Source organism: Vibrio hangzhouensis, assembly GCF_900107935.1.
GTDB classification, from domain to species: domain Bacteria; phylum Pseudomonadota; class Gammaproteobacteria; order Enterobacterales; family Vibrionaceae; genus Vibrio; species Vibrio hangzhouensis.
The window spans coordinates 113466-134066 of record NZ_FNVG01000004.1 but is presented as its reverse complement, the minus strand read 5'-3'; the positions used below and the strand labels follow the sequence as shown (position 1 = coordinate 134066).

At 46.6% G+C, this 20601-nt stretch carries 18 protein-coding genes; 5 read left to right on the top strand and 13 right to left on the bottom strand.

Annotation, left to right across the window (positions count from 1 at the left end; translation table 11 throughout):
• From katG to C4S60_RS05815, 4 genes are all read right to left on the bottom strand, one after another.
• On the bottom strand, positions 1–2175 hold the full coding sequence (gene katG / locus C4S60_RS05830) for a catalase/peroxidase HPI (RefSeq protein WP_103879399.1): 2175 nt from the start codon (positions 2173–2175) through the stop codon (positions 1–3).
• A 104-nt stretch (positions 2176–2279) separates the two neighbouring features.
• Positions 2280–2750 (bottom strand): Dps family protein, encoded by a 471-nt coding sequence (locus C4S60_RS05825; protein ID WP_103879398.1) that lies wholly within the window; start codon positions 2748–2750, stop codon positions 2280–2282.
• Between the two features lie 177 nt (positions 2751–2927).
• The gene (locus C4S60_RS05820; RefSeq protein ID WP_103879397.1) at positions 2928–3824 is read right to left on the bottom strand and encodes a hydrogen peroxide-inducible genes activator; all 897 of its coding nucleotides are present in this window, start codon (positions 3822–3824) and stop codon (positions 2928–2930) included.
• Between the two features lie 124 nt (positions 3825–3948).
• Positions 3949–4815, bottom strand: coding sequence for a hypothetical protein (locus C4S60_RS05815; protein WP_103879396.1), 867 nt, complete (start codon positions 4813–4815; stop codon positions 3949–3951).
• Between the two features lie 182 nt (positions 4816–4997).
• On the opposite strand from C4S60_RS05815, the gene C4S60_RS05810 reads away from it, so the two are divergent.
• Positions 4998–5291, top strand: coding sequence for a hypothetical protein (locus C4S60_RS05810; RefSeq protein WP_103879395.1), 294 nt, complete (start codon positions 4998–5000; stop codon positions 5289–5291).
• A 172-nt stretch (positions 5292–5463) separates the two neighbouring features.
• On the opposite strand, the gene C4S60_RS05800 is transcribed toward C4S60_RS05810, so the two are convergent.
• Complete coding sequence (locus C4S60_RS05800; RefSeq protein ID WP_103879393.1) at positions 5464–5745, bottom strand: D-fructose-6-phosphate amidotransferase; 282 nt, start codon at positions 5743–5745, stop codon at positions 5464–5466.
• Positions 5746–6481: 736 nt separating this feature from the next.
• On the opposite strand from C4S60_RS05800, the gene C4S60_RS05795 reads away from it, so the two are divergent.
• From C4S60_RS05795 to C4S60_RS05785, 3 genes are all read left to right on the top strand, one after another.
• Positions 6482–7198 carry a hypothetical protein gene (locus C4S60_RS05795; protein ID WP_103879392.1) on the top strand — a complete coding sequence of 239 codons (717 nt, stop codon included), beginning with the start codon at positions 6482–6484 and terminating at the stop codon, positions 7196–7198.
• Positions 7199–7384: 186 nt separating this feature from the next.
• Entirely contained in the window at positions 7385–8056 is a 672-nt protein-coding gene (locus tag C4S60_RS05790) for a TetR/AcrR family transcriptional regulator (RefSeq protein WP_103879391.1), read from the top strand.
• A 14-nt stretch (positions 8057–8070) separates the two neighbouring features.
• Positions 8071–9036, top strand: coding sequence for an alpha/beta fold hydrolase (locus C4S60_RS05785; RefSeq protein WP_103879390.1), 966 nt, complete (start codon positions 8071–8073; stop codon positions 9034–9036).
• Positions 9037–9112: 76 nt separating this feature from the next.
• Here the strand turns inward: C4S60_RS05785 and C4S60_RS05780 are convergent, their stop codons facing one another.
• The 4 genes from C4S60_RS05780 to C4S60_RS05765 all read right to left on the bottom strand — a co-directional run bounded on the left by C4S60_RS05780 (position 9113) and on the right by C4S60_RS05765 (position 13954).
• The gene (locus C4S60_RS05780; RefSeq protein WP_103879389.1) at positions 9113–10369 is read right to left on the bottom strand and encodes an LssY C-terminal domain-containing protein; all 1257 of its coding nucleotides are present in this window, start codon (positions 10367–10369) and stop codon (positions 9113–9115) included.
• Positions 10370–10423: 54 nt separating this feature from the next.
• Entirely contained in the window at positions 10424–11152 is a 729-nt protein-coding gene (locus C4S60_RS05775; RefSeq protein WP_103879388.1) for a glycosyltransferase family 2 protein, read from the bottom strand.
• A 143-nt stretch (positions 11153–11295) separates the two neighbouring features.
• On the bottom strand, positions 11296–11973 hold the full coding sequence (locus C4S60_RS05770) for a hypothetical protein (RefSeq protein WP_103879387.1): 678 nt from the start codon (positions 11971–11973) through the stop codon (positions 11296–11298).
• A 208-nt stretch (positions 11974–12181) separates the two neighbouring features.
• Positions 12182–13954: an alkyl sulfatase dimerization domain-containing protein gene (locus C4S60_RS05765; protein ID WP_103879386.1), complete on the bottom strand. Its 1773-nt coding sequence runs from the start codon at positions 13952–13954 to the stop codon at positions 12182–12184.
• A gap of 301 nt (positions 13955–14255) precedes the next feature.
• On the opposite strand from C4S60_RS05765, the gene C4S60_RS05760 reads away from it, so the two are divergent.
• Positions 14256–15305: an alpha/beta hydrolase fold domain-containing protein gene (locus C4S60_RS05760; RefSeq protein ID WP_103879385.1), complete on the top strand. Its 1050-nt coding sequence runs from the start codon at positions 14256–14258 to the stop codon at positions 15303–15305.
• A gap of 74 nt (positions 15306–15379) precedes the next feature.
• Here C4S60_RS05760 and C4S60_RS05755 read toward each other — a convergent pair whose 3' ends face one another.
• The 4 genes from C4S60_RS05755 to C4S60_RS05740 all read right to left on the bottom strand — a co-directional run bounded on the left by C4S60_RS05755 (position 15380) and on the right by C4S60_RS05740 (position 20509).
• Entirely contained in the window at positions 15380–16030 is a 651-nt protein-coding gene (locus C4S60_RS05755; RefSeq protein ID WP_103879384.1) for a MarC family NAAT transporter, read from the bottom strand.
• A gap of 16 nt (positions 16031–16046) precedes the next feature.
• Complete coding sequence (locus C4S60_RS05750) at positions 16047–17450, bottom strand: magnesium transporter (RefSeq protein ID WP_103879383.1); 1404 nt, start codon at positions 17448–17450, stop codon at positions 16047–16049.
• 95 nt (positions 17451–17545) lie between these two features.
• The gene (locus tag C4S60_RS05745; RefSeq protein WP_103879382.1) at positions 17546–18637 is read right to left on the bottom strand and encodes a calcium:cation antiporter; all 1092 of its coding nucleotides are present in this window, start codon (positions 18635–18637) and stop codon (positions 17546–17548) included.
• Positions 18638–18925: 288 nt separating this feature from the next.
• Positions 18926–20509 carry a tannase/feruloyl esterase family alpha/beta hydrolase gene (locus tag C4S60_RS05740; RefSeq protein ID WP_103879381.1) on the bottom strand — a complete coding sequence of 528 codons (1584 nt, stop codon included), beginning with the start codon at positions 20507–20509 and terminating at the stop codon, positions 18926–18928.
• Positions 20510–20601: the final 92 nt, after the last annotated feature.

Genomic DNA, 20601 nt, shown 5'->3' with positions numbered 1-20601 from the left:
TTAGACAACATCGAAACGATCTGCATTCATGACCTTAGTCCACGCAGAGGCGAAATCTTCGACAAACTTGCCAAGGTTATCGTCTTGAGCGTAGAGTTCGGCATATGCTCTGAGTACAGAGTTTGAACCAAACACCAAGTCCGCTCGCGTTGCTGTCCATTTCACGGCATTCGAGCTTCTGTCACGTATCTCGTACAGGTTGTCACCTACAGGATCCCAAGAATATGACATGTCGGTAAGATTGACGAAAAAATCGTTCGTTAGCTGTCCGACGCGATCAGTAAAGACGCCATGAGCGGTATTTCCATAGTTGGTGCCAAGAACTCTCATGCCACCCACTAACACGGTCATTTCTGCGGCTGTCAGTCCCATTAACTGAGCTCGGTCGAGTAACATTTCTTCTGGTGTCACCACGTAGCTCTGTTTCAGCCAGTTACGGAAGCCATCGTGCAGCGGTTCCAATACCTCGAAAGAGTCGACATCGGTGTGGTCCTGTGTCGCATCTCCCCGGCCAGGATGGAACGGAATGTTGACATTGACGCCAGCGGCGCTCGCCGCCTGTTCAACCCCGACGTTACCAGCCAGTATGATGACGTCGGCGACACTCGCCCCAGTTTCGCCAGCGATGGATTCAAGTACTGCCAGGACTCTTGAAAGGCGATCGGGCTCATTACCCTGCCAGTCTTTTTGAGGAGCCAAACGTATGCGGGCACCGTTTGCACCGCCTCGTTTGTCCGAGTCACGGTAGGTTCGGGCGCTGTCCCATGCGGTAGCAACCATGTCACTGACAGACAAACCACTGGCGGCGATTTTCGCTTTTGCAGCGCCGACATCGTAACTGGTATTGCCTGGAGGGACAGGATCTTGCCAGATGAGGTCTTCATTTGGCACTTCTGGGCCGATGTATCGAGCTTTAGGGCCCATGTCCCTGTGAGTCAGTTTGAACCATGCTCTCGCGAAGGTTTCCGAGAAGTAAGCGGGATCGTTATAAAAACGCTCCGAAATCTTCCGATACTCAGGATCCATTTTCATCGCCATATCGGCATCGGTCATAATCGGGTTATGTCTGACACCTGGGTTCTCACTGTCAATCGGTTTGTCTTCTTCTTTAATGTCGACGGGTTCCCACTGCCAGGCACCAGCTGGACTCTTTCTCAATTCCCAATCGTAGTTCAGAAGCAGGTGGAAATATCCATTGTCCCATTGGGTGGGTTGAGTTGTCCAAGCACCTTCCAGGCCACTAGTGACAGACTGGTTACCCACACCGCGAGAAGTTTTATTCAGCCAGCCTAAGCCTTGGTCATGGAGCTCCGCACCTTCTGGCTCAGGCCCTAAGTGAGATGCATCGCCATTACCATGGGCTTTACCAACAGTATGGCCCCCGGCTGTAAGCGCGACGGTCTCTTCATCGTTCATTGCCATCCGGGCAAACGTTACTCGGACATCGTGTGCTGTCTTCAGTGGATCGGGTTGACCATCTACCCCTTCTGGGTTGACATAAATCAGCCCCATCATGACGGCAGCAAGAGGGTTTTGTAGGTCACGCTCACCAGAGTAACGGCTGTCGGGGTTGCTGGTAGGTGCCAGCCACTCCTTCTCTGAGCCCCAGTAAATGTCTTTCTCTGGATGCCAGATATCTTCTCGACCAAAGCCAAATCCAAATGTCTTCAAACCCATGGATTCATAAGCGATAGTACCTGCATACGCAATAAGGTCAGCCCAACTTAGTTTATTGCCGTATTTTCTTTTGATGGGCCACAATAAGCGACGAGCCTTGTCGAGGTTCGTATTATCAGGCCATGAATTGAGGGGGGCAAATCGTAAGTTACCGGTGCCCGCGCCACCACGACCATCAGCGATTCGATAAGTCCCGGCAGCGTGCCACGTCATTCGAATCATTAAGCCGCCATAATGACCCCAGTCGGCTGGCCACCAGTCCTGGCTGTCTGTCATCAAGTCGATGAGATCTTTTTTCAATGCTGCAAAATCGAGCTTTTTGACTTCTTGCTGATAGTCAAACGACGCTGACATCGGGTTGGTCTTGCTATCATGCTGATGGAGTATGTCCAGGTTGAGGGATTTAGGCCACCAATCTTTTTCAGTACGATCGTGGGTAGTCATGGAGCCATGCATTACAGGACATTTGCCGGATGAATGCGCTTTTTCTTGTGTCATGTTAATTCTCCCATTATTTCCATATGCGAGTGCTATTCGTTACAGCTGGTACACAAACACGGTTTGATATTTACAACTTAGTTCGTTTATTTGGGGTCTACAAATTACTTACGTAAAGAGCGAAGCATCCAAGCTGTCTTCTCATGAATACGCATTCTGTCAGAGACCAATGCGATGCTTGATTCGTCGTTAGCTTCTTGCGCTTGAGCCAGTACCGCACGTGCCGTCTTAATAGCCTGCTCATGACTTCTGGTCAGGATATCAACCATGTCATCTGCACAGGGAAAGCTCTCTACCTCATGAATAGCACTGAGCTCGGCAAACTCTTGAAAAGTGCCGGGTGCAGGGACGTCGAGCGTGCGGATGCGCTCCGTAATTTCGTCGACAGCGGCGGCGAGTTCGGTGTAATGATCTTCAAACATCAGGTGCAACTCACGAAAATTAGGCCCTTCAACATTCCAGTGAAAGTTGTGAGTTTGCAGGTACAGGGTGTAAGAGTCGGCCAGCAGTCGCTTTAATCCTTCTGCGGTTTCAAGTCGATGTACTTCGTCGATGCCAATATCAATATCCGTCATGCCAAGATCCTCTTCTTAAAAGAAGTTTGTTGTTTGAGAACAGATTTTTCTGATTCAAGCTTCCTTAGTATTGGAGACAACTTCTGATTTGTAAAAATGATAAAAGTGATGATAGCGTTCGAAAATTCCGATTAACGACCGACAAAGGCGTTTGAGAACAAGCGTGATACTCAGACTCTAGTTCTGGCTGAGAGCCTGACGGGCGATGTCTTCCAGCGCCTCAATGGAGGGAAGGTCAACGTAATTGGGTCGAAACGCCAGTGCGATCCGACGATGTGGCCCCGGCTCATTAAGGTGTACAGCGCTGAGTATGGGGTACTGAGTAATCAGTTGTTGAAGCGCCATTTGGGGGATCAGGGTGGAGCCCATGCCACTCATGACCATTTGAATTAATGTGTTCAGGCTTGTCGCTCGATACTCTTTGTGTGCGTTTTCACTTGACAGTTTACAAGCGTCAAGGATGTGGTCTTTTAAGCAGTGCCCTTCATTTAGGAGCATGAGATTTGCGTCTTGCAGTTCCTGGGAGGTCACCTCACTTTGGTGGGTATGTGTTTCGCCCCGTAAAGCGACCCAATAAAAATCCTCTTGCCAGAACTCTAGTGTTAACAGGCCTTCACAAGGATACGGTAAGGCGAGCACTGCTGTGTCAATTTCACCACTATGCACCATATCTACGAGAACATGAGATTGCTCCTCTACGATATCGACTTTGGCATCGGGGTAACGACGTTTGAGTTCTGGCAAGAGCTTTGGCAATAGATAGGGGGCGATGGTGGGTATCATGCCTACTGTCAACGGGAAACAGAAGGGTTGACTGTAGCTGTGTTCGAGATGCGTCATATCTTCGATTTGAAGCATGATGCTGTGGGCTTTGTCGAGGACTTTACTGCCAATCGATGTCACCAGCACCTTCTTATTATCCCGCTCGAAAATTTTCAGACCCAATTGCTTTTCGAGTTCATTGATGCCAGCGCTGAGGGTTGACTGACGAACATGGCAAAGCTCGGCCGCTTTACGAAAGTGCAGTGTTTTAGAAACGGCGAGTGCATATGACAGTTGTTTGAGCGATAACATCAATGCTTCCTGTTCTGTGTCAATCAGTCCGAGAAATGTTCAATTAGAGGTGACTAAAGTATAGATACTACTAGAACAAACAGTGCGTTTTGGTTCGGTTTTATCACTCATTACCCAGCTGATATCACCAATCTTGCGATTGATAGTGCTTTTCAAATTGTGCAGCGATTTGCTGGACCTCGTGCTCGAGATAGTGATGGGAAGCGGCAATGTTCTCAATATCTTCGACGAAATGATCAGGGCGTACGATTTGCAGGGCATTATTGTTTTTGCAGATAAAATCGACCCAAGGTAATCCATCAGCGTCCTGATATTCAATTATGTACGCGGCTGCGGTTTGTTTATTTAGTGTTGTGTCTAGTGGTTGTATCCAGTTTAGGTATTGCTCATCAACCCAACTGGTATAGTGTTCCAGAAAGTGTTGTTTAAGGGCTTGATAACTTTGATTATTAACGACTTTGTTGGGGTCAAAACTCTTATCATTTATTACCTCATGAGGGTGATACAATTCGGTAGGCAGATGGTGGGGAAAACGCTCCAGACTCCAGTGGTCGGCAAGTAACTTCGCATGAATCAAAATATAGTGCAGGGCGCTGAACAGTCGCGCGTAGACAAATTGAGAGTGATAAATTAGTTGGATAGTTTCACCACAATACAGGTTGACATAGTGGTCGGGAACAGAATAGTGAAGTCCCGTGTTGTGGTGGAGGCGATGGGCATAAGCGGGGGAGGAAAATAACCAATGCTGTTGTTGCCAGAAGGCCACATCGATGGAGAGCAGATCTGGCCAGGAAAAGAAATCCAGGTTAGCACGATGAGGGTTGTTGATACTTAAGTGGTCAGCGCCCTTTCCATAGTGCGGTTGCAGCGCTCGATCGATTTGATATTTCTCGCTGGCGGAGGCTTTTTGCAAAAGTGCTTGTATCTCCTGCTCTGTGAGTGTCGAAGAGTATCCGCTTAAATAACGTTCGTATACCTCATGTTCCAACATAATGTCTCTCCAAGGCAATGCCCGTCATAAAAGTATATACGGTCAAAAGCATTTAATAGCGTAAAAGCAACATAATGGCGGGTTCGAACTCGAGTTGATCGAATACATGTTACGACCACTCAAGATGGTGTAGTATGCCCTCATCATATTAAGCAGTTGAATAAAATGGAATTGAGTCGTCAATGCGATTGGAACAAGTTGTAGAAATTATTGAGTTCACTGACACCGACCATCTGGCACATGCAATGGAAGTGTTTAACCAGCATGGGTTTGTTTCTGATGCGCTGTTACCATTTCTTGGTATTGTATTTGAGCGAGCGCCAGAGCAGCTTTGTGACAAACTGAGCCAGGTTGGATTTAAAGGGGATGTGACACTAGCGGTGGTGGACAAAGCAACGGCGGAATCGAGTTATGTCGTTTTCAATGCAGATCAATACAACGAGAACGAAGCGATTGACAAGGTGTTGACGTTTTAATCTGGCAAACGCAACCACATGAGTACCATAAAGCCTAGTGATGGCTCACTAGGCTTTTTGTCTTGGGTAATTTTTTGTAACACGCTGCAGTACCCGTCGGGCAAGAAACCGTTTAAGTAATTCACCAATTGCCCGTAAATGTATTTTTGTTGGATGATTGCCGGTTGACCATCTACCACTGCTCACTTTCACTTTTGCTTTTCATCAGCAAGTATTCCTCTACGGCTTTAACCCACTCTGTTTGATTGATATACCGCCCAATGAAGTAGGGCGGGATGAAAAACACCAGCAGATAAAACGATTCATGAAAGAATAGGGATGCGATCATTTCTTCGTGGTTAACATAGGCAAATAGCGCGAGGATATCCAATAACATACACAGGCCAGCCAGTACCGTTGATATGATCAATAGTAAGCCTAAAAAATCTCTCAAAAACACTTTTGATGCGGTCATTTTTACTCCCTCAATAAACCAAATCCTATCAAACGTACTCCTATTTATAGGGTTGTTTTTTGAAGTTGATCACGTTTTTCTAGAGCAGCGTGAAAAGTAAGATTTACGATATGTTACTCGATATAAAAGTGTTAATTACTCTCATTTACACTCCTGATTGGGCGTCCGCTTTTGAAGGTAAATTAATATTGGTTCGATAATTATTGATCTTCATATAGCTGATTGTTTTTAAGTTAAATTTTTTGATGGTGTGTTTGGTCTTGGAAAGTTAGTTTTTCATTAATTTGAACTTACTAGCTTGCAGGCCTAGAAATATTCTTAATTATTTCATAGGGATGCTGATTCTCTAATTCTTAAGTTTATTTATATCGGATTTTGACATTGTTCATATGGTGGAATTTAAGTGCTGTTCTGGCTTGGATCTGTTATGGGGTAAGGTCAAGGGCGGCTTGGTAATTAATGTGATTAATATAAAGATCTGATTTATATGTTTAAATGGTATATTTTAAAAACAAAAGATAGTTGTCTCAATAATTGGACGCGAAATTTCTCACGAAATATAAAGTTTATACTAATATCATTATTCGAAAATATAGAAGTATTATCCGGGGTTTTAAGTGCATTCATCATGCATGATATTACTTCCGGGCGTCATGTTGTGTTTAATTTATTTTAAGGCTTAATACATCCCAATAAGATGAAAGGAAAGCCATCTTAACAAGGTAAGGATTAAATCATGAAAACGTTGAAAACCAGTGCTCTAGCCCTAACACTTGCCGGATTATTTGTTGCTGCGAGCAGCTATGCCGACAACTCTGCCTCTTCTTACACAGAAGATGGTACTGCGGTGATTGGTGCCGCTGCGGCTAAAGCTGGTGCGATGATTGAAGCGGAGGCAGTTGCGGGTGAAGGTTATGTTAAAGTGCTATCGTCCGAATTGAAAAACTCAGGGACACCAAAGGATTTAGTGATTGGACTTTCATTTGAAACGAGTTTGTTTACCGAGACAGTGGTTAAGAGTAAAGGTGGTACTAAGGATACGTCGACTGCGAGTGCTGAAATCGTCATGAAAGTATTTGTCGATGGCGTCGAGGCTGCTCCGGGAGAAATCGTATTCGACAAACGATATCAGGAACTTTGGGCCAAACTGGGTGGAGTTTTGGACTGTCAGGATACCGCGGATGCTGATGGAGTGTATGATGGGATTATTTCCTTTGATGAGTGTAATCTGACCGAAGAAGAAATTGGACTCATTCTTGACACTAAAGCAGCACACTCGTTCAACTTCTTGGCTTATAACATTGGTTCTGGTTCCCATACCATTGAAGCCTACGCCAAGTTGACGAAAGACGGCACCGCACAGATGGGTGAAACCGATTCGAGTGCGTCCCTTGGTAAAGGCACTTTGAGTGTTTGGGAAGTACATGGCGCAAACGACACTGGTGCCGAGTAGCTGCTGTTAAATGAAACCTTAAGTTAGTAATGGAATAACCAGTCAAGGCGTAAACGCGAGTCGTTTGCGCCTATTCATTTCGATGTCGCCTGCTGAGAGTGATCGAGGTTTTGTTAAAACTTATAGTTGACTATATTTTTTTGTTATGCAAATCTAAAGTTATAGTCAACTATAAATTTATCTGAAATGAAACCAACAAAGCGTGAATTGACCACTGCTTCAAACAAGCAGGCTATCCTCAAAGCGTTGTTAGAAAGAATGCAGAAGGAGGAGTTTAACGAAATTAAGATTAGTGATCTCTGTGAACAAGCCTCCATTTCACAAGCAAGTTTTTATAACTATTTTCCTCAGAAAACAGACATTTTACTCTACTACATTCAACTTTGGTTGGTTGAAATGTTTTGGGTAAATACAGTTAGTAGAAAACTGTCGGGACTAGAAGCGATTGAAAGGCTCTTTGAAGATATGGCTGAAGTCTGTATCGCACAGCCCAAACTGTTGACGGAAATAATTTCACTGCAAGTGAGAACCAAAAAATTAAATCACCTAAACTCTCTCTCAATCGCTGACAAGCAGGTCGCTTTTCCAAATTATGAATGTGTTGACAAGATCGTTGTTGAAGATTTAGGTGCTCTGCTGTTGCTGAATATTCAACAAGCAATAAGGAACGAAGAGCTTCCGATGAATAGTGACGTTACGACACTTATAGTGGCACTATCCTCTATTTTTTTTTCGGTCCCTATCTTATTCAGCCAAGGTACATTGGCTGAAATCAAAACAGCTTACAAAAATCAGCTAAATCTTATAATGCATGGAGCTGTAACGAGCAGTTCTCAAGTCATTAAACTGAACAAGTGAATCGGGGCTCAATAATGATTAGATACTTCCTAAACCTTCCGTTAATAGCGAGTCTGGCAGGTTGTGTTACCGTCCCAAATACTGTCGATCAGGATAATAGCCTTTCTTTCACTGAGATCGATGGATATAAGTTCCACACAGTATCAGAAGGAGATGAACACGATACAGTGATTATTGTCGTACATGGTGGGCCAGGTGGGGATCATCAATATCTGACTCCGTTAAAGTCACTATCAAAGAATTATCGGGTTGTGTTCTACGATCAACGAGGAACCGGTTTGTCGCCGAGAGTTGAAAAGTCACAACTCACTTTAGAACAAAACCTTAACGATCTTAACTCACTCATCGAGCATTTTTCAGAAGGCAACAAGGTAAAATTAATTGGGCATTCATGGGGGGGAATGCTTGTTTCAGGCTATCTATCCACTCATCCTGAAAAGGTTTCTCACGCGGTAATTGTAGAGCCTGGAATGCTTAACCCTGAATCAGCTGAAGCATTTATCACGAAGATGAAAGCTTCTCAATCCATGCTAAGTATGTTTACACTTCTTCGTTATATGGCCGTGTACCCTTTTGTCAATAAGAGCGATGGTCATGAGGGGTTTGACTACGTTATGACAAGAATTTTAAACCGTAGCGAGCCAGGGCCCCCATATCAATGCGGTGCTGAGTCGATGCCAACGGATTCTTTTGCGCGTGGGGGTTTTGAGGCGTTCAATAATATGTTGAGGCCTGTAATGAGTGATCCTAAAGCTTTTCATTATGACTTGACCGAAGGAATATCTTCGTATGAGGGTGAGTTGATGCTCATCAGTAGTGAATGCAGTTATTTTGGTTACGACTTCCAAGAGATGTACCATGTACCTAAACTTCCAGGTCAAACCGTTCATGTCATGGCAAAAGGAATGGGACATAACATGTTAACGCTGAATCCTGACTGGAGCTTAGAAACTCTCGCCCATTTTTTCGATGAAAACTGAGCCCGAGATAAAAACGGACCTGTCCGTTTTGGCGCTTCCGCTATAGCCATGCGGTTTTTGCCTTGCCAACAGGTAATTACTGAGACACCACCAATACCTGACCATCTGTAAAATAGTCATGTTGGTCGTTTTTCGCAGTGACATTAGCCAGTTGAAGGTTCTCGGCATTCCATTCAGCGTTTAGCCTCAGTACGCTGGATTTGAGTTTATCTCGTTCGCTGTCTACATCGGCTGCCACACTGTGTAGAACGGTAATGATGCCGCCGTATGGCGTCAGTGTTAATCCATTGTCGTAGCTTAATGCTCCAATCCAGACCGGTTGTTGGGTCTGAGTATCGGTACCTGTGTTCCACCAACGAATATGAGAACGCTGAGTTAGTGAACCTGGAAGCTGAAACGCCATATGCTGAGGCTGACCATCCCAGAACAAATCCGATATCGGAGGCGTGTTGTTTCTGACCAGGCTAAGATAATCAGCAAATTCGAGGTCATTGCGTGAAAAAGTTTGATTTTCAATCCATCCCAACTGTCGCATCAGGTTCTTGGGGCTTTCACCCAAATAGACCACATTTACTGCTTGGGCCGGGTAAATCGACGATTGACCCGCGAAAACCTTGTAGTTAAGGCCTTTGACATCAATCACATTGTTTTGAATGTCGTCAGTAGAGATGACGGTGTCGTCGCTAAACCAAAAAAAGTGAGAGTAATTGAGTGCCAGTATGCCAACCAGCAGAAAGCTACTCGCCTTTAGCCACGCATAACGCCATTGCTTTTTGAGTCCAAAATAGAATAGGGCTAGGGATGCTAGGCTTAATCCTAACGTATATTTGTGTTCAGAGATGAAGGTAGCCATCTCACCTAACATTGGCACATTGTCCACACCAGCCGCTAACAGATAACCCCAAACAACAAATTGGCCTACACCCAGTAATAACCCTATCAAGGCATACAGAGAAAACTTGCGCCAGCGAATATGGTTGGTCCCCGCCATAAATGGCACAACCCAAGCAATAGGACCCAGTAGCCTTGCAAAGGCGATCACCCAAAATGAATTGCGGTTCATGAGAAGGCGACATCGAGCTAGCGGTCTGCGTATTTTAGGTTGCCAGCGAAGAAGCTTCTTTTGTGCGTTAAACCCGTAGTGACGGCCAACAAAGAAGCTCAATTGATCACCGAGTAATCCACCCAGTAGTACTGCGACAACGGCGAGATATCCACCACTGTATAGTTGATATCCCGCGGCAATCATAAAGGGTTCTCCCGGAACCAAGAGGTTAGGGCCAATAATTGCGTCAAAGAAAGAACCGAGAAACAGTCCCAATGTCTCAAACATAACGATTCCTTACGTCCTTAGTTGTTGTCGTTTTGAAAGGGTTAGTGGTATTGGTTACTGCTGTTGGTAGTGACCGAACTGGTATTCCATCTCGTTGTTGCGCATTTCTCCAAAGAAAAATCGGCGAACATTGGCTTTGAAATAAGTGAATCCCATTTTGAAGAAGCCATCTTGCTCAAGCCGACGTGGGTCAAACTGGAAGCTCAGCGGTAAGAATCTGAAGCGCCAAGTCTTAGCGGCTTTTTTCACGTAGTTACAGTCTTCGCAAAGCACGATGCTTTCATCAAAGCCGCCAATCTCATCATGAGCACGTTTGGTAGAGAAAATGCACGCCCCAACGGCGGTTGGGAAAAAGAACTGAGTGGTAAATAGCCCCGCATTAAAGAGTCCATAACCCGCTTTATAGGCCGGAGCAAGCTTTCGCGAACCCATGTAAATACCTGCAACTTCGAGTTTCTCTTCTTCAAGCTTGGTCATCGCATTCTCTAGAAAGTCTTTGTCTAAGCGGACATCGGCATCTAGAAACAGTAGTCGTTCATGTTTGGCTAACTTAGCTCCTGTGTTACGCCCAAGGCTGACACCACGCGTTTCCATGCTGTGAACCGTTGACTCAGGCAAGGCAGGACGGTATTTTTCTGCCACTTCACAAGTGCGGTCATCACTGTTGGAATCAACGACGATTATTTCGAAGTTTTGGTAGGTCTGACGGCTCAGGTCGCTAAGTAATCGGGCAATGCGTTTCTCTTCATTGAGAGTGATAATGACGATGCTAAGAGGTTTCATATAATTGTCCCTGTTGTAGTGAGTTGCTGTTCACTTTATCTAAGGTGCAATTAATGAACTCTGAGTTGGGTGTTCATTTTCGGTTAATACCAAACTTGTGGGATTGTTGAAAATAAAAGTCCGCTTCTGCGGACTTTTTAAGGTTAGAAACCAACTCGGTAAGAAACCAGAGACAGGTGGTCACCGTCATCGTATTGATAGGTGTAGACAAGACTTTGGTTGTTGTTGATTTTGTAGCCTACATCGGCAATCAGATCCCAGTTTCTAAAACTGGATCGGCTGCCGTTGTCTTCTTTAAGATCGTTAAAACTATAGGTGTACTCAGGCGTCACGCTAAGCCAGATGTTTTTGCCTGTGTCATATCCCATGTTCAATGCCAGTTGCGTGTAATACGCAGTGTTAGTCATCTTTTTGTGCTCAAACATACCCAGTGAAACTTCAGGGGTGAACTTAAGGTTTCTGTTTATCGGCGTGCTCCAGTGTGCGCCAATTTCCAGGCTGTTTGCGCGCACATTTTTGTTGCTGTACTTTGCTTCGTAGTCATAGGCGACGTAGTAGCCGAGTCCCTGGTTGTTGATAACACCCAATCTGAGGTCATGGTTGTCAAAGTTACTGTCACTGTGATAAGTACCGAGTAGATTCCAGTCAGGGTTCACTTTGCTGGTGAACTGAGCACTTAGGTCAAAGTCATTTGTGCCATAACCAACGGAGAAACCGCTGTATAACTCGTAAGGGTTTGAGAAGTTGATATTGTTGTTGGCAAGAGCCCCAGTGGCAAACATTGTAGCTAGTAGTGTGGTGGCAATAGTGATTTTTCTCATAACGTTGTGTTCCAATAAATAGCAAATTGACGATAGCTTATTGATTAAGCTGGTAAATAAATCGCATGGACATTGTTTTGTGGGGTGAATATACGGGGCTTTTGTTTGAAGGACGATGAATTAGAGAAATTCACTTTCGCTATTACGCCATGTTGCATGGTCAGTCTTGACAGTGCTGAGGCTGACCATGCGTTTACTCAGGCTTTGATTAACGAACAATGGCCTGTTCCAATACGTTTAGGTCTTGGTGTAAATGAGAGAAGGGCTCAACTCCGAGTAACATGTCGTCCCAATCCCGCTTGGTGAGTTCAAAGGTCTTTCCTGAGTTTGGCTGGGTAGTAATAGCGATCACTCCATTTCTGAGAGCAATGGCATAGTGTTCATGTTCATCGGTAAAGTGGAGATTGAATTCGAGCTGCTTACCTTCTGCTTGTCTTGAGTCCACCATAAATCGCAGGTAATTGACGTTGTTTTGCAAAGGAGAATTCGCCAGTTTCTCTGCAGTAATCGTTCCCAGCAGTTGACTGAGTTGCTGGTAGTTATCCAGAGTGGTTCCTGCATATAGCATTTTGCCTTCGTGGAGCAAGGCTTCTGAGATGTAGAAGCCACGCGCATTGGCGGATGTGGTATGTTGTCCTAAAGTGCGAGCCGCATTTGCACGCAGTTGTTTTACCTCATCAGGCATGACACCCATATTCATCAATTGAGTTGTTAAGAATAAGCTCCACTGCGTACTGGCGATATCGCCCTTAGCTTGCGCTTTGGCAATCATAGCTATCACGGCATCGGCACCACCCATCGCCTCTACGGTTTTTTCCGCTTGCTGCTGTTTGGGAAGTGGGTTGATGTCGTAAACGTCCCAGCCCATCCAGCCAATTCGGGCGTTATAAACCTGCTTGGCGTAGCTCTCGACTTGCCCATAGGTTTCTTTGTTGGCACGCAGGGATACTGGCATATGGATCCACTCGGCAATCTCTTGTCCGTCTTTACCCATTGCTATCCCTCGGAGGGTCTGATCGTGGATCAACTGCATACTGTCGCGAAATGAGGTGATTGCATGACGAGCGGCGACACTGCCGATGTTGGCAGAGCCATGAATATCGACGTGGAACTCAATATCGCGACTTAATGCCAGATCCGCTGCATCAACCATGCGTATAGGATCGCGATAGATATCCCCACGTAACGTGTACAGGTTGAACACGCTGTTGCTGTTCATCGCATTTGAGACCAGCAGTTTTTGTTGCGGGAAATAAAACGCAACCGAATCGAGAACATCGGTTTGACTTGGCAAGACTTCCACAGTCAGGCCAGCGACAGTATGGGTTTCAACACGGCCATCTTTGAAGGTAATATCAGGAGCCACAAATCCAGACCCACCAGTGAGTTTATCTTTGCTAAACCCCAGTTTGCTCGGAAAAGCGTCTTTTCCCTCCAGAGGATGCAACATACCAAACTGAATGACCGCTCTGGTCGCGAAATTTCCACTCAGAACATTAATACCAGAATCTGCTTGTAGGTTTTTTACCAGATGTTCATGGCCGTAGATCTTAGTGCCTTCGTCCGCCCAGACTGAGGTTCCGTGGGTATAGTGCGAGTGGGTGTAAAGAATGGCGGCGACCGAGATAGGCTTACCAAGCTTCTGTTCCAATGCAAAGCGCTGCGCGTTTGCAACTTCAGTGTTGTCACCAGTATCGATGATGAGCCACCCTTCAGGTGCTTTCATGGCAATAATGTTGCCTATACCCCATCCCGCTATACGATATACGTCATCGGTAATTTCGGTGATGTGTTTGGTCTCTATGTTATAGCTGGCATCCACATTCGCTTGCGGGTGTGTCGTTATTGCACCGCTGTTTGTTGTTACCAGTTCATCATGCAAAGACATACCGTATTGATGAGACTGAGCATGGGCAATACCCGTTATCGCAAAGCCAATGAACGTTGCGGTCAGTGTTTTGATTGAATTACTTATGGTCATCGGACTTATACACCTCGTCGTTGAATGTATCCAATTCCCGTAAACGGGTTCACTTTAAATCTGTTTAGCGATGGCTTTTTGTGTGTGATGGATACGGTTTAAAGGGCTATACCCTGGTTGATGTTTGAAAGTTTATGGATGGGCGTTAACAGAAACGACGAATTACAGCGATTCATTTTTGAGCAGGTTAGCTCATGGTAAAGCAACAAAAATGAATTTGTTCAATTCATGGTCAGAGTGACTGTCTCACGGTCTAATACGCTCCAACAGAGTTACTTCTCCCAACCATTAAGGTGAATCCATGAACAAAAAATTAATCGCGTCTCTACTTGCGATATGCAGTGCCACTACATCAACACTGGTGAGTGCCAAAAACGTGACCCTTTCTTCCGAGCCGGTACCACTGACAACTGCAGTCAGTAAGGAGTTCTATCAGTTCTCTAAGCAGTTTCCTGCGGCGAATACCTCGGCACTGATGGAAGGTTATCCAGCCAGTGATGCTGAGTGGCGCGAGTTTATAGCAGCCCGAGACGCAATTGCTGGAGAGCGAGCGCAGGCATTGTCAGAGCAGTTGGGGGCGACGATTGTGAAAGATGCGATTGCCGGTGTTTCGGTATATTGGATTACACCTAAAACGGTTGCACCAGAGCTAAAAGATAAGCTTTTTGTTGCGGTACAAGGCGGAGGTTACCTACTTAATGGAGGCTTGGCCTCAACCACAGAAGGGGTGGTCATTGCACATCACATGCAAATTCCGGTACTCGCCATTGATTACAGCAAGGGCCCAGAGTCTCCGGCACCAGCTGGACGTGACGATATTGTGACTGTATGGCGTGCGTTATTAAAAGATCGCACAGCGGACTCAATGGTTATGGGGGGCTCATCGGCAGGGGGAGCATTATCCGTGCTGGCAGTGCAGGAACTTAACCGTATCAAGGTTTCAGCGCCAGCTGGCTTGTATGTGGGAACACCGTCTGTGGACATGACATTCACCGGAGACAGTCGCCATATTAATGAAGGCGTCGACCACATCCTTGGTAGTTGGCGAGGCTTGGGCGAAGCAATGGTAGATGTCTATGTTGGCAATAAAGATCTCAGTGATCCTTTGGTGTCACCCATTAACGGCAGTTTTGAGAATTTTCCACCAAGTTATTTGATTACCGGAACTCGTGACCTGTTGCTGAGTGACACGATCAGGTTGGACAGAGCACTTAAGCGAGCTGGGAACGTCACAGAGTTAAATGTTTATGAAGGTCAGTCGCATGGTGACTATATGGCCGCTCTGGGAACGCCAGAGTCTAACGAACACTACCAGGCGTTGAGCCGCTTCATGCGGGCAAACTTACTTTAGTTTTATTGAATTGAACGCCCCAGTTTTTACTGGGGCTTTTTTGTGTCTGTTAACTGAGCAGTCAGATCTGCTGTCTATAACATCTGGTAGATTTCCAGTGCGATCTCTTCAATGCCCAGGGTAAAGAACTGAACACCCATGCAAATGAGCAGAAAGCCCATGATGCGGGTAAACGCATTAATGCCGTTTTGCCCCAGTGCTCTCAGGAGCGGGTAGGCCATACTCAAAGTGAAGGCGGCAATGAGCGCGACAATAGCAAAGCCAGCAATCACCCCGCTGTAAACACTCGGCATATGCAGCTCGTCACGATGGATAGCCAACTCTGCGGCTAGACTGATGATTAATGCCATGGTGCCAGGGCCGCAGAGTGAAGGAATGGTGAGTGGAACCAAAGCGATGGAATCCTGACCCGGCGAGGTGTTGTCCGCTTCTTTTCTTGGAAAAAGCATATTGAATCCGATTGCGACAATGATGATGCCGCCACCAAGACGCAAACTAGGGATAGAGATACTGAACAGATCTAAAACCGTCGCACCGATAAAAAAGGTAATGCATAAGGCGATAAACAGGTAGACCCCCACCGCCTTCGCCTGAGATACGATGTAGTTTTTGTCGCGCCCTTTGCTGAGTCCCAGTAGCACGGTGGCAGCAGCGGGCGGGTTCATGATGGGCAGTAGACCAATGACGGTTAAAGTCAGGTAAGTAAACAGTGTTTCGATTTGCATATGGTTTTCCTGTTGGTTAGACAACGGCTGAAAGTAAGAAAGTTTGCGTTAAGTAAAGGACGCTGAAAAAGGCTATGGCATCGGTTAACGTGGTCAGAATTGGGCTGGAGAGCATGGCTGGGTCGAGATTGAATCGCTTGAGCAGCAGTGGCAGTGAGCCTCCAATGATGACTGCCAATACCGAAGACACCGCATAGGCAGCGCCAATCAACAGGGGCAATGCCAACGGTTGTTGGTCATGAGTGATCATGGTCAGAACGGCGAGTACGATGCCAATCAGCAGGCCATTGACTAGCCCTATCGGCATTTCTTTGAGTACTACGTAGAGTAGATCTTTTGTGGACAGCCGACCGGTAGAAAGCTCGCGAATCGATACGGCAACCGCCTGATTGCCCGCCGCACCAGAGAGGTTGGCTACCAGGGGTAAAATGGCCGCCAGAACCGCTATTTGCTCAATAATGGGTTCGAAGGCGGCGATGATCGAGACCGCGATATAACTCAGCATTACCGATGGCAATAGAAAAGCAAGACGGCGCACGTTGCGCACCTTCATTGGCATAGCGCGAAATTCGTCCCCACCCAATACGCCAGCCTGTTCTAGTAGTTGCTGTTTGGAACTCTGGTACAGAGCTTCATTCAGGTGAGTCGACCCCACCACACCAATTTGAAAACCGTTGTCATTAACCACTGGAATGACCGAGTGGGGTTTGCTGTCGAGCATGCTTTTCAGTGCATGCAGATCTTTATCTGGTGCAATAACTGGCACCGTGAGATCCAGGTAGTCTCTCAATTTCGCTCCGTAAGGGCGGAGAAAAATGTCACGTATTTTCAACGCCCCTAGGTATGCGCCTCTTTCGTCGTGAAGATAGACATAGCGCCATTCTAATTGACCGGAAGTTTGCTCTTCTGCTCTCAGGGCGGACCCCAGATCGGCTACGGTTGCATCCTGATCTAACTTGAGTACTTCACTTTTGCAGATCCCACCAACCGTTTTACTCGAGTAAGCCAGTGCGGCTTTCTCTTCGTATTTCCAGCTAGAAGGCAAAGAGAGCTTCAACTGAGATTGATACTCTGCAGGCAAGTGGTTAAGTAGCAGTCGCCTGTCAGGGGAGCGCAAATGTTGAAATAGCAGGATAGTGGTCTTTATGGGGAGTGCCTTTATCAGGCTGATTAGCTCAGTATTATTGAAGTGATCGAGCAGGTTCGCTGCAAGTTGTGGAGTATTTGATGTCAGTAGTGCCCATATCGCGGCACGTTCATTTATTGTCAGCTTGCGAAAAACGAGCGGCAATATCACAGATTCTGCCGTCTTAAGATTTTCGGTAAGGCCAGCACTATCATTGGCGGATACCTGTTCGAGTAATGCAACATAAAGTGCCTCAGCGTCTTTAGAGTGCAGTGGCATAGTGAGAAAAGTCATAGTAACTACCTTTCAAAGAAAACAGTGAGTACAGCCGCTAGGCCGCAGCTAAGCGCCTCTCTGGTAAGAGACGCTGTCAAAAACGCGATGAGAAATCAGTCAAACATCAGAATGATGTAGGCGAAAAACAGAATGAGGTGTGTTGCACCGTTGAGTGAATTGGTGCGTCCACTACTGAAGCTGACGCTGCTCATTAATAACGTGGCAACAAGTAGCACCATCTCAGCAGGCCTCAACCCGAGTTTAATTGGCTCATCCATGACGCCGGAGATCAGTAGTACAGCGGGCACAGTCAGGGCGATGGTGGCCAGAACCGAGCCAAAAAACAGGTTCATTGCTCGTTGCAGTTGATTGTGGATGGCTGCTTTCACGGCACCTACCGCTTCTGGAGCAAGGATAATCAAGGCTACTACAAGCCCTCCCAGTGCCGCAGGTGCACCCAAATCGGAGATACCATCGTTGATGGGGATGGCCAGGCTTTTGGCAAGCAGGATCACGACCACCAGATAGCTCACAAGCATGACCGTATGGAACGCATTACTTTGCATTGGTCCATGCGCATCATGATCATCCTTGTGGTCCGCATCAATAAAAAAGTGAGTATGGCTTCGGGTTTGAATGAACAGGAATACCGCATAAAGCGCTACCGAGGCGAGAACCAGTGTGGTTGTCAAACCTGTCGACATGTTGCCTTTGGCATCCATTGTGGTGAAATTGGGCAGAATCAGGCAGAGCATGGCTAGTGGGATGATTGCGACCAGATAAGCTTTGATGCCATCCAGGTTGTAGGTTTGCGTGTGATATTTGAGACCGCCAATCAGTAAGGTGATGCCAACAAAACCATTGAGGACAGCCATGACAACCGCGAACATGGTATCGCGAGCCAATACAGGGTTAGATTCACCGGTTAACATGACCGATGACACCATAATTACTTCGAGCAAAACCACAGCGAGGGTTAGGATTAATGTCCCATAGGGGTCACCCAGTTTAATCGCTAGCGCATCCGAGTGTCTGACGACTGCGAAGATGGCCGTCATGACCACATAGAAGAGTATTCCGGTTGTGAGCACATAAGGTATGACAGAGAGACCATTGGTTAATAGAGTGTCGCCGACGAGTTTAAAAAATAGGATAGCAAGAGCGCCAATGAGCAGCGTGTACTCTTGCTTGAGAGCTTTAAGCATGTTGAGCCTTTTGATGGTTTCCAACCCTGAGTTCAGATCCGTTAACGAAATGGCTGGTGAGTTCTTTTACTGCTTCCAAAGCGGCAATGTTCGGGGGAGTACAATAGTGCGTAGGAAGCCACTGGACTATGAATTAGTGAAATTCATATTCAGTTGTTTCAGTTGTTTCAGTTGTTTCATCGCGGTAAATATAAATTTTTTGAAAACGCGCCGCTTGCACCAATCCGCTTAAATACAAACAAGCTCGCGACTTTGTTCAGTCACGAGCTGGTCAATCGGGGCAAGCGGTTATTTGGGGTAAGAGCAGTAGAAACTGTCAGCGCTTCGAGGATCTCCGGTCCCATCGTAGTAGGCCACTTTAGGGTGGGCGCAAATCTTTCGATTGCCCTCCAGACCTTTGTCGGGAGTAAACCAGTGAGCGGTGCTCTCTTGCGGTGCGTCGCCTGTGTTTAGCCAGTCTTCGGCTTCTTCAATAAAGTCGACCCAGAATGGTCCGGCACCACCAGCACAATGATCGACACCGGGTAGCAGAAACAGGCGTACGTCTTCCGCTGCACTGGCATCGTGCTCCAGAACAGCTTGATAGTAATCGATGGTACTTTGTGGTGAGATGGCCATGTCATTGAGGCCTGTCCATAGGATCAGCTTTCCTCCGTTATTGCGAAATTCACTAAGATCAGGATTGGTTGCATTCAGCAGTTGTGCAACTTGCTGTCCGTCGCTGGACAGGTTATCAAACTGATAGCGTGTGAAGTCGACAGCCTCTCCATTGAAGATGAAGTCGCGCATGATCCCGGTAGCAAACCCATAGCTGGCATTCGGGATATTGTCTGGTACCAGAAAACCGTTGGTGTCGATACCGTCCTGAAACTTGCTGAACTGATTGACTTCGGTGCCGCCTGTGAGCCAACGGGTCATTCCCGATGGACTCATTTCTGCCCCGAAGAAGAATCCGGGTGCAATTTGCTGCCCCTGAGAGTCGTAAGCGCCATGATAGACGATCTCAAGGGCATTGATTTGAGGTTCAGTCAGGCACTGTTCTTCATTGCTGTCATCACATTGCAGTGAGCGAATGTCGAAGTCACAACGCCACGGCTCGGTAATGATGCCATCCTCAAGTCCATCTTTCGCGTCACACTGCTTCATGACGGCCTGGTTGATTAATCGTTGTTCACGCTTGCCAATGATGGCCTCAGAGAGATCCGCTGAATTGGGGAACATGGCCGCGCCTATCATCGCGAAGTGCCCGCCAAGGTGATGAGTCCAGTTGTAGGCTGGCGCACCGGCAATGATGGCATCATAGTCACCAGGATAGCGCTGGGCGGCATACAGGGCTTGTCCACCGCCTCTGGAGCATCCATAGAAAAGATTACGTTCACTTTCTTTTTGGTAGTAAGCCTGAATGATCTGCTTCGTTGTTTTGGTGGTGAGATGGATTGCTTTTCCAGCGAAGTTCTCTAAACGATCTGGATGACCTACCGCCCAGGAGGCATCGATAGGGTGGGCCTGATGTCCGGTGTCGGTTGCCGCGGTAACGTAACCTCGATTTGGAAAAGTAGGTTCGACGATATTGGTTACGACACCGGCGAATCCGCCGCCCCCGCTCATCACGAATCGACCATTCCAGTCGTCTGGAAGATTGACCTCGAAGTGAATGTCATTGTCTATCGTACCCGCCACTTTACAGGCGTTACCATCGTGATGGGTTGAGGAGAAATTCACGCCCTTGAGGTCTGGTAATGAATCGAGGTTGCAGGCCGGAGGCATTGGCGGTTGCGTGTCTTGGGCGAGAAGTTCGTCGTTTTGTGTGCAGCCTGACAATGCTATCACTGACAGGAATCCCGTAGCTGCGAGCGTTTTGTTGCTGATCATGGTGTTCTCCGAATGGGATCAGTGAGTTTAGGAGGATGGTAAACAACCGCTGTAGCCACAGACAGGGATTAGAGAAATTCAATTTTGAACCT

Bases quoted from the DNA above. Each gene is read 5' to 3' on its own strand.
- C4S60_RS05750 (WP_103879383.1), bottom strand. From the start codon at position 17,450: ATGACTTTTCTCACTATGCCACTGCACTCTAAAGACGCTGAGGCACTT.
- C4S60_RS05790 (WP_103879391.1), top strand. From the start codon at position 7,385: ATGAAACCAACAAAGCGTGAATTGACCACTGCTTCAAACAAGCAGGCT.
- C4S60_RS05755 (WP_103879384.1), bottom strand. From the start codon at position 16,030: ATGCAAATCGAAACACTGTTTACTTACCTGACTTTAACCGTCATTGGT.
- C4S60_RS05780 (WP_103879389.1), bottom strand. From the start codon at position 10,369: ATGTTTGAGACATTGGGACTGTTTCTCGGTTCTTTCTTTGACGCAATT.
- C4S60_RS05785 (WP_103879390.1), top strand. From the start codon at position 8,071: ATGATTAGATACTTCCTAAACCTTCCGTTAATAGCGAGTCTGGCAGGT.
- C4S60_RS05740 (WP_103879381.1), bottom strand. From the start codon at position 20,509: ATGATCAGCAACAAAACGCTCGCAGCTACGGGATTCCTGTCAGTGATA.
- C4S60_RS05825 (WP_103879398.1), bottom strand. From the start codon at position 2,750: ATGACGGATATTGATATTGGCATCGACGAAGTACATCGACTTGAAACC.
- C4S60_RS05815 (WP_103879396.1), bottom strand. From the start codon at position 4,815: ATGTTGGAACATGAGGTATACGAACGTTATTTAAGCGGATACTCTTCG.
- C4S60_RS05820 (WP_103879397.1), bottom strand. From the start codon at position 3,824: ATGTTATCGCTCAAACAACTGTCATATGCACTCGCCGTTTCTAAAACA.
- C4S60_RS05800 (WP_103879393.1), bottom strand. From the start codon at position 5,745: ATGACCGCATCAAAAGTGTTTTTGAGAGATTTTTTAGGCTTACTATTG.
- C4S60_RS05775 (WP_103879388.1), bottom strand. From the start codon at position 11,152: ATGAAACCTCTTAGCATCGTCATTATCACTCTCAATGAAGAGAAACGC.
- C4S60_RS05770 (WP_103879387.1), bottom strand. From the start codon at position 11,973: ATGAGAAAAATCACTATTGCCACCACACTACTAGCTACAATGTTTGCC.
- C4S60_RS05745 (WP_103879382.1), bottom strand. From the start codon at position 18,637: ATGCTTAAAGCTCTCAAGCAAGAGTACACGCTGCTCATTGGCGCTCTT.
- C4S60_RS05760 (WP_103879385.1), top strand. From the start codon at position 14,256: ATGAACAAAAAATTAATCGCGTCTCTACTTGCGATATGCAGTGCCACT.
- C4S60_RS05795 (WP_103879392.1), top strand. From the start codon at position 6,482: ATGAAAACGTTGAAAACCAGTGCTCTAGCCCTAACACTTGCCGGATTA.
- C4S60_RS05810 (WP_103879395.1), top strand. From the start codon at position 4,998: ATGCGATTGGAACAAGTTGTAGAAATTATTGAGTTCACTGACACCGAC.
- katG (WP_103879399.1), bottom strand. From the start codon at position 2,175: ATGACACAAGAAAAAGCGCATTCATCCGGCAAATGTCCTGTAATGCAT.
- C4S60_RS05765 (WP_103879386.1), bottom strand. From the start codon at position 13,954: ATGACCATAAGTAATTCAATCAAAACACTGACCGCAACGTTCATTGGC.